The organism is Streptomyces sp. NPDC002825, from assembly GCF_040295385.1.
In the GTDB taxonomy this organism is placed as follows: domain Bacteria; phylum Actinomycetota; class Actinomycetes; order Streptomycetales; family Streptomycetaceae; genus Streptomyces.
Genome location: NZ_JBEOVH010000046.1, coordinates 1 through 7,477 on the forward strand (window position 1 = coordinate 1; position 7,477 = coordinate 7,477).

At 71.2% G+C, this 7,477-nt stretch carries 7 protein-coding genes; 2 read left to right on the top strand and 5 right to left on the bottom strand.

Annotated features, from left to right (window positions below; genetic code table 11):
• Positions 1 to 271: 271 nt before the first annotated feature.
• Both ABT041_RS36110 and glmS read right to left on the bottom strand, forming a co-directional pair.
• Positions 272 to 640, bottom strand: coding sequence for a holo-ACP synthase (locus tag ABT041_RS36110; protein ID WP_351192667.1), 369 nt, complete (start codon positions 638 to 640; stop codon positions 272 to 274).
• A gap of 7 nt (positions 641 to 647) precedes the next feature.
• Positions 648 to 2,495, bottom strand: a complete 1,848-nt coding sequence (glmS, locus tag ABT041_RS36115) for a glutamine--fructose-6-phosphate transaminase (isomerizing) (RefSeq protein ID WP_351192670.1) — start codon at positions 2,493 to 2,495, stop codon at positions 648 to 650.
• 131 nt (positions 2,496 to 2,626) lie between these two features.
• Between glmS and coaA the strand changes: the two genes are divergently transcribed.
• Entirely contained in the window at positions 2,627 to 3,679 is a 1,053-nt protein-coding gene (coaA, locus tag ABT041_RS36120; RefSeq protein WP_351192673.1) for a type I pantothenate kinase, read from the top strand.
• An 18-nt stretch (positions 3,680 to 3,697) separates the two neighbouring features.
• A complete protein-coding gene (locus ABT041_RS36125) occupies positions 3,698 to 4,645 on the top strand; it encodes a DUF389 domain-containing protein (RefSeq protein ID WP_351192676.1) in 948 nt (315 codons plus the stop codon).
• A 73-nt stretch (positions 4,646 to 4,718) separates the two neighbouring features.
• Here the strand turns inward: ABT041_RS36125 and glmM are convergent, their stop codons facing one another.
• From glmM to rplM, 3 genes are all read right to left on the bottom strand, one after another.
• Positions 4,719 to 6,077: a phosphoglucosamine mutase gene (glmM, locus tag ABT041_RS36130; protein WP_351192679.1), complete on the bottom strand. Its 1,359-nt coding sequence runs from the start codon at positions 6,075 to 6,077 to the stop codon at positions 4,719 to 4,721.
• A 117-nt stretch (positions 6,078 to 6,194) separates the two neighbouring features.
• Positions 6,195 to 6,707: a 30S ribosomal protein S9 gene (gene rpsI, locus ABT041_RS36135; RefSeq protein WP_015035601.1), complete on the bottom strand. Its 513-nt coding sequence runs from the start codon at positions 6,705 to 6,707 to the stop codon at positions 6,195 to 6,197.
• Positions 6,708 to 6,751: 44 nt separating this feature from the next.
• Positions 6,752 to 7,195 carry a 50S ribosomal protein L13 gene (gene rplM / locus ABT041_RS36140; protein ID WP_225802478.1) on the bottom strand — a complete coding sequence of 148 codons (444 nt, stop codon included), beginning with the start codon at positions 7,193 to 7,195 and terminating at the stop codon, positions 6,752 to 6,754.
• Between the last annotated feature and the right edge of the window lie 282 nt (positions 7,196 to 7,477).

Here is a 7,477-nt window from a genome sequence, read left to right on the forward strand (position 1 = left end):
CGCCGTCCCGTGTGCCCACCCGTCCCGCCCTGGGGGTCCCCCCGGACGAAGTCTGGGGGAGGGACGATTGCCCACACGGCAGCGGGGCACCGCCCGCCCAGGGCGCGGGCCCACACGGGCGCGGGCCCACACGGGGCGCGGGCCCGGGCCCGACACGAGGCGGGGCGGGGCCCGGAAGGTGCCGGTCAGCCGGGCGCGGGGCCCACACGAGGGTGGGCCAGGGCACCGTTCAGCGCGGGCGCGGGGACTCGCGGGGCGCCGGGGCCACCCCTTATCCCTCCGCGATCACCACCGCCGACGCCACCCCCGCGTCATGGCTGAGCGAGACGTGCCAGTGCCGGACGCCCAGTTCCGCCGCCCGCGCCGCCACCGTCCCCCGGACCCGCAGCCGCGGCTGCCCGCTGTCCTCGACGTACACCTCCGCGTCGGTCCAGTGCAGCCCGCCCGGCGCGCCGAGCGCCTTCGCTACCGCCTCCTTCGCGGCGAACCGCACCGCGAGCGAGGCGACGCCGCGCCGCTCGCCGCTCGCGAGCAGCAGCTCGCGCTCGACGAAGAGACGCTGCAACAGCCCCGGCGTGCGCTCGATCGACGCGGCGAAGCGGTCGATCTCCGCCACGTCGATCCCCACCCCAATGATCATTTCCCACTCACTCCACGGTCACGGATTTGGCCAGGTTGCGCGGCTGGTCGACCTCGTTGCCCCGCGCGGTGGCGAGCTCGCAGGCGAAGACCTGGAGCGGCACCGTGGCGACCAGCGGCTGGAGCAGCGTAGGCGTGGCGGGGATGCGGACGAGATGGTCGGCGTACGGGACGACGGCCTCGTCGCCCTCCTCGGCGATGACGATGGTCCTGGCACCCCGCGCCCGGATCTCCTGGATGTTGGAGACGATCTTGTCGTGGAGGACGGACCGCCCACGCGGCGAGGGCACGACCACGACCACCGGGAGGTCCTTCTCGATGAGCGCGATCGGCCCGTGCTTGAGCTCACCGGCCGCGAAGCCCTCGGCGTGCATGTACGCGAGCTCCTTGAGCTTGAGCGCACCTTCCAGGGCCACCGGGTAGCCGACGTGCCGCCCGAGGAAGAGGACGGTGTCCTTGTCGGCGAGGGACCGGGCCAGGGCCCGTACCGGCTCCATCGTCTCCAGGACGCGCTCGACCTCGTCGCCGATCCGGGCGAGCTCGCGCACGACGGCGTGGATCTCGTCGCCCCACTTGGTCCCGCGCACCTGCCCGAGGTACAGCGCGAGCAGGTAGCAGGCCACCAGCTGCGTCAGGAAGGCCTTCGTGGAGGCGACGGCGACCTCGGGGCCGGCGTGCGTGTAGAGCACGGCGTCCGACTCCCGGGGGATCGTCGAGCCGTTCGTGTTGCACACGGCCAGCACCTTCGCGCCCTGCTCCCGCGCGTGCCGCAGCGCCATCAGGGTGTCCATGGTCTCGCCGGACTGGGAGATCGCGATGACCAGGGTGCGCCGATCGAGGATCGGGTCGCGGTAGCGGAACTCGCTGGCGAGCTCGACCTCGCAGGGGATCCGGGTCCAGTGCTCGATGGCGTACTTGGCGATGAGCCCGGCGTGGAAGGCGGTGCCGCACGCGACGATGACGACCTTGTCGGCCTCGCGGAGCACCGCGTCGGGGATGCGGACCTCGTCGAGGGTGAGCCGGCCGGCCCCGTCGATCCGCCCGAGGAGGGTGTCGGCGACGGCCTTGGGCTGCTCGGCGATCTCCTTGAGCATGAAGTAGTCGTAGCCGCCCTTCTCGGCGGCGGAGGCGTCCCAGTCGACGTGGTAGGCCCGTACGTCGGCGGGCACCCCGTCGAAGTCGGTGACGGTGACGCCGTCCCGGGTCAGCTCGACGACCTGGTCCTGGCCGAGTTCGATCGCGGAGCGGGTGTGCGCGATGAACGCGGACACGTCGGAGGCGAGGAAGTTCTCCCCCTCCCCCACGCCGACGACGAGCGGCGAGTTCCGGCGGGCTCCGACGACGACGTCGGGCTGGTCGGCGTGGACGGCGACGAGGGTGAAGGCCCCGTCGAGCCGGCGGCAGACGAGCCGCATGGCCTCGGCGAGGTCCCCGGCGGAGGAGAACTCCTCGGCGAGGAGGTGCGCCACGACCTCGGTGTCGGTCTCGGACAGCAGCGTGTGACCGCGCTCGGTGAGCTCCTCCCGCAGGCAGGCGAAGTTCTCGATGATGCCGTTGTGGACGACGGCGACCCGCCCGGCGTTGTCCAGGTGCGGGTGCGCGTTGGCGTCGGTGGGCCCGCCGTGGGTGGCCCAGCGGGTGTGTCCGATGCCGACGGAGCCGCCGGGCAGCGGCCGGTCGACGAGTTCCTTCTCCAGGTTGACGAGCTTGCCCGCCTTCTTCGCCGCGGCGAGTCCGCCGTCGGCGAGCACCGCGACGCCGGCCGAGTCGTAGCCCCGGTATTCGAGCCGCTTGAGGCCCGCGACCACCACATCAAGCGCCGACTGCCCGCCGACGTATCCCACGATTCCGCACATGACGGCAGACTACGGCGGAACCCGCCCCACCGGCCGGACCCGGACCGGAGTGGGTGCGGGCCGCGTCAACCGCGGCGGCGCGTGACCGACCCCACGGCCCACGGAGCCCGCCGACCCCCGACAATGGCGGGGTGATCACTTCGCCGCCACGAAGCCCCGACGGACCCCCCGGCAAAGGCGCCGGAACCGGAGGGGGCACCGGACAGGGCAGCTCCCGGAACGGGACCGGCCAGCGCCGGCCCTCCGAGGCGACCCCGTACGTCGACCTCACCCGGGCCGAGTGGAGCGCCCTGCGCGACAAGACGCCGCTCCCGCTGACCGCCGACGAGGTCGAGCGGCTCCGCGGTCTCGGGGACGTCATCGACCTCGACGAGGTCCGCGACATCTACCTCCCGCTCTCCCGGCTGCTCAACCTGTACGTGCAGGCCACCAGCGGCCTGCGCGGCGCCCTGAACACCTTCCTCGGCGAGAACGCCGAGCAGCGCGGCACGCCCTTCGTCATAGGGGTCGCCGGTTCGGTGGCCGTCGGCAAGTCGACCGTCTCCCGCCTCCTCCAGGCGCTGCTCGCCCGCTGGCCGGAGCACCCGCGCGTGGAGCTGGTGACCACGGACGCCTTCCTCTACCCGATGGAGGAGCTGAAGGCGCGCGGCCTGATGTCCCGGAAGGGTTTCCCCGAGTCGTACGACCGCCGGGCCCTGACCCGTTTCGTCGCGGACGTCAAGGCGGGCAAGGACGAGGTCACGGCCCCGGTCTACTCGCACCTGATCTACGACCGGGTGCCCGGCGAGCGGCTCGTCGTGCGCCGCCCGGACATCCTCATCGTGGAGGGCCTGAACGTCCTCCAGCCCGCGCTGCCCGGCAAGGACGGCCGGACCAGGGTCGGTCTCGCCGACTACTTCGACTTCTCGGTGTACGTGGACGCGCGCCCCGAGGACATCGAGCGCTGGTACCTCAACCGCTTCCGCAAGCTGCGCGACACCGCGTTCCAGGACCCGTCCTCGTACTTCCGGCGCTGGACGCAGGTCTCCGAGGAGGAGGCCTTCGACTACGCCCGCACGATGTGGCGGACCATCAACAAGGTCAACCTCCTGGAGAACGTGGCCCCGACCCGCGGCCGGGCGACGCTCGTCGTCCGCAAGGGCCCCGACCACAAGGTGCAGCGCCTGAGCCTGCGCAAGCTCTGACCTCCGTACGCTCTCCCCATGCTGCATCTGAGGATGATCGTTCCACCCGACCGCACCCAGGAGGCGGTCCGGCTCATCGAGTCGACCGTCGGCACCACCCATCTGGTGGTGCTGCCCGGCGCGGCCCGGGACCCGTCGGGCGACCTCGTCCTGTGCGACGTGGCCCGCGAGGCGGGGGACGAACTGCTGCACGGGCTGCGCGGGCTGAGGATCGATCAGGACGGTTCGATCGCCGTCGAGAACATCGACCTGTCGCTGTCGACGCGGGCGGACGCGGCCGAGGTCGAGGCCCCGGGCGAGCCGGCCGACGCGGTGATCTGGGAGCAGCTGGCGGGGGCGACGCACGAGGAGTCGACGCTCTCGATCACGTACAGCGCGTTCATGATCCTGGCGACGATGATCGCGGCCTGCGGTGTCGTCCTGGACAACGCGATCCTGATCGTGGGCGCGATGGCCGTCGGCCCGGAGTTCGGCCCGCTGGCCGGGGTCTGTACGGCGATCGTGCAGCGCCACCCGAAGCTGGCGGCGCGCTCGCTGATGGCGCTGACCGTCGGCTTCGCCGCGGCGATCGTGGCGACGACGGTGTTCAGCCTGGGGATGGACGCGCTCGGCCTGTTCAGCAAGGCGCAGCTGGACTCGGACCGCCCCAACACCAGCTTCATCTGGCAGCCGGACCCGTTCTCCTTCGTCGTCGCCCTGCTCGCCGGCATCGCCGGCACCCTGTCCCTGACCTCGGCCAAGTCCGGGGCCCTGGTGGGCGTGGCGATCTCGGTGACGACGGTGCCGGCGGGCGCGAACGCGGCGGTGGCGCTCAGCTACGGCGACCTGGGGCAGATGTGGGGCTCGGTGCTTCAGCTGGCCCTCAACCTCTCCGGCATCATGCTGGCCGGGACGCTCACCCTGTACGCGCAGAAGATGCTGTGGCGCACCCAGCGCGGCCGGTGGCGCCGCCGGCCGAAGGTCTGACGCATGGGAGGAGGGCCCCCGCCGGGAGAACCGGCGGGGGCCCTCCCCCGTGCATGACGATGCCTCGGAGAGGCTAGCCCAGCGCGGACTTCACGACGTCCGCGAGGCGCTGCGCGACCGCGCGGGCCTGCTCGATGTCGGCGGCCTCGACCATGACGCGGACCAGCGGCTCGGTGCCGGAGGGGCGGAGCAGGACGCGTCCGGTGGAGCCGAGCTCGCGCTCGGCGTCGGTGACGGCGGCGGCGAGCTCACCGGAGGTGTCGACCCGGGACTTGTCGACGTCCTTGACGTTGATGAGGATCTGCGGGAGGCGCTCCATGACGCCGGCGAGGTCCGCGAGCGACTTGCCGGTGGCGGCGACGCGGGCGGCCAGCATCAGGCCGGTGAGGGTGCCGTCGCCGGTGGTGGCGTGGTCGAGCACGATGACGTGGCCCGACTGCTCGCCGCCGAGGGCGTAGCCGTTGTCCTTCATGGACTCCAGGACGTAGCGGTCGCCGACCGCGGTCTGGACGAGGTTCAGGCCCTCGCGCTCCATGGCGAGCTTGAAGCCCAGGTTGGACATGACGGTGGCGACGACGGTGTCTCCGCGCAGGGTGCCGGCCTCGCGCATGGCGAGGGCGAGCACGGCGAGGATCTGGTCGCCGTCGACCTCGTTGCCGGAGGCGTCCACGGCGAGGCAGCGGTCGGCGTCGCCGTCGTGGGCGATGCCCAGGTCGGCGCCGTGCTCGACGACGGCGGCCTTGAGCAGGTCCAGGTGGGTGGAGCCGCAGCCGTCGTTGATGTTGAGGCCGTCCGGCTCGGCGCCGATGGTGACGACCTGGGCGCCGGCCCGGGCGAAGGCCTCGGGCGAGACGTGGGCGGCGGCGCCGTGGGCCTCGTCGAGGACGATCTTGAGGCCGTCGAGGCGGTTGGGGAGGACGGACAGGAGGTGGGCGACGTACGTCTCGAAGCCCTCGCCGAAGTCGCGCACGCGACCGACGCCGGCACCGGTGGGGCGCTCCCAGGGCGCGCCGGTGCGGTGCTCCTCGTACACGGCCTCGATCTTGTCCTCGAGCTCGTCGGCGAGCTTGTGGCCGCCGCGCGCGAAGAACTTGATGCCGTTGTCGGGCATGGCGTTGTGGCTGGCGGAGAGCATCACGCCGAGGTCGGCGCCGAGGACGCCGGTGAGGTGGGCCACGGCCGGGGTGGGCAGGACGCCGACGCGCAGCACGTCGACGCCGGCGCTGGCGAGACCGGCCACGACGGCCGCCTCGAGGAACTCTCCGGAGGCGCGCGGGTCCCGCCCGACCACGGCCGTCGGCCGGTGGCCCTCGAAGGTGCCCGCCTCGGCGAGCACGTGCGCGGCCGCGACCGACAGACCGAGCGCGAGCTCCGCCGTCAGGTCCGCGTTGGCGACGCCGCGTACGCCGTCCGTGCCGAAGAGTCGTCCCACAGCTGTCCTCCGAAAATACGTGCCCAGGTGAAAGAGAAAGAGGTTATGAAAAAACGTACGCCCCGACGGCACGGGCAGTGCCGCCGGGGCGTACGAAAGCAGACCGAGCAGGCGTGATTAGCGCTTGCTGTACTGCGGAGCCTTGCGGGCCTTCTTGAGACCGGCCTTCTTCCGCTCGACCGCACGGTCGTCACGGGAGAGGAAGCCGGCCTTCTTCAGCGCCGGGCGGTTGTTCTCGACGTCCGCCTCGTTCAGCGCACGGGCCACGCCGAGGCGCAGGGCACCGGCCTGGCCGGAGACACCGCCACCCGCGATGCGGGCGATGACGTCGTAGCGGTTGTCGAGCTCGAGCACCTTGAAGGGCTCGTTGACTTCCTGCTGGTGGACCTTGTTCGGGAAGTAGTCCTCGAGCGTACGCCCGTTGATCTTCCACTTGCCGGTGCCCGGAACGATCCGGACGCGGGCGATGGCGTTCTTGCGACGGCCCAGGCCGGCGGCCGGCTGCGGGTCGCCGAAGCGGGACGCGAGCGACTCGGAGGTGTACTCACCCTCGACGAGCTCGGTCTCGGTGGTGTACTCCTCGACGCCCTCGAACTCGTCGACGGGGGTCTCGGGGGTGGTCTCGGCCACGATTCTCCTCAGATTTCTTTCGTTCTTAGGGGGTGTGGCCGGGATTACTGCGCGACCTGGGTGATCTCGAACGGAACCGGCTGCTGGGCAGCGTGCGGGTGGTTCTCGCCCGCGTAGACCTTCAGCTTCGAGAGCATCTGACGGCCCAGGGAGTTCTTGGGGATCATGCCCTTGATGGCCTTCTCGACGGCCTTCTCGGGGTTCTTGTCGAGCAGCTCGTCGTAACGGACGGAGCGCAGACCACCCGGGAAGCCAGAGTGGCGGTAGGCCATCTTCTGGGTCTTCTTGTTGCCGGACAGGTGGACCTTGTCAGCGTTGATGATGATGACGAAGTCGCCCATGTCCATGTGGGGGGCGTAGACGGGCTTGTGCTTGCCTCGCAGGAGGTTCGCAGCCGTCGTCGCCAGACGGCCCAGGACAACGTCCTGCGCGTCGATGATGTGCCACTGGCGAGTGACATCGCCGGGCTTGGGGCTGTACGTACGCACTTCGTAGCCTTCGCTTCTTCAGTGGATGGAGTCCAGACACACCTGAAGCGATCATGCAGCTGGGGCCTGCACTGCCGGGATCACTGCCCGTATGCAAACCACTGGTAACTGCTCCAGGGAACTCGCGTAAGGGCCCTTCGCGTGAGAACGACAAAGCCAATACGCATAACAAACCGCAACAGTACCCGCGCCACCCCCGACGGGTCAAAACGCCGGGAGAGCCCAGGTCAGCGGGCCCGGCCGGCCCGCCGACCGCCCGGGGTCACCGCGCCCGCTCCACCC

What these genes read in the sequence shown, in the direction of transcription:
- ABT041_RS36110 (WP_351192667.1), bottom strand. Translation starts at nt 640, where the DNA reads ATGATCATTGGGGTGGGGATCGACGTGGCGGAGATCGACCGCTTCGCC.
- glmS (WP_351192670.1), bottom strand. Translation starts at nt 2,495, where the DNA reads ATGTGCGGAATCGTGGGATACGTCGGCGGGCAGTCGGCGCTTGATGTG.
- ABT041_RS36125 (WP_351192676.1), top strand. Translation starts at nt 3,698, where the DNA reads ATGCTGCATCTGAGGATGATCGTTCCACCCGACCGCACCCAGGAGGCG.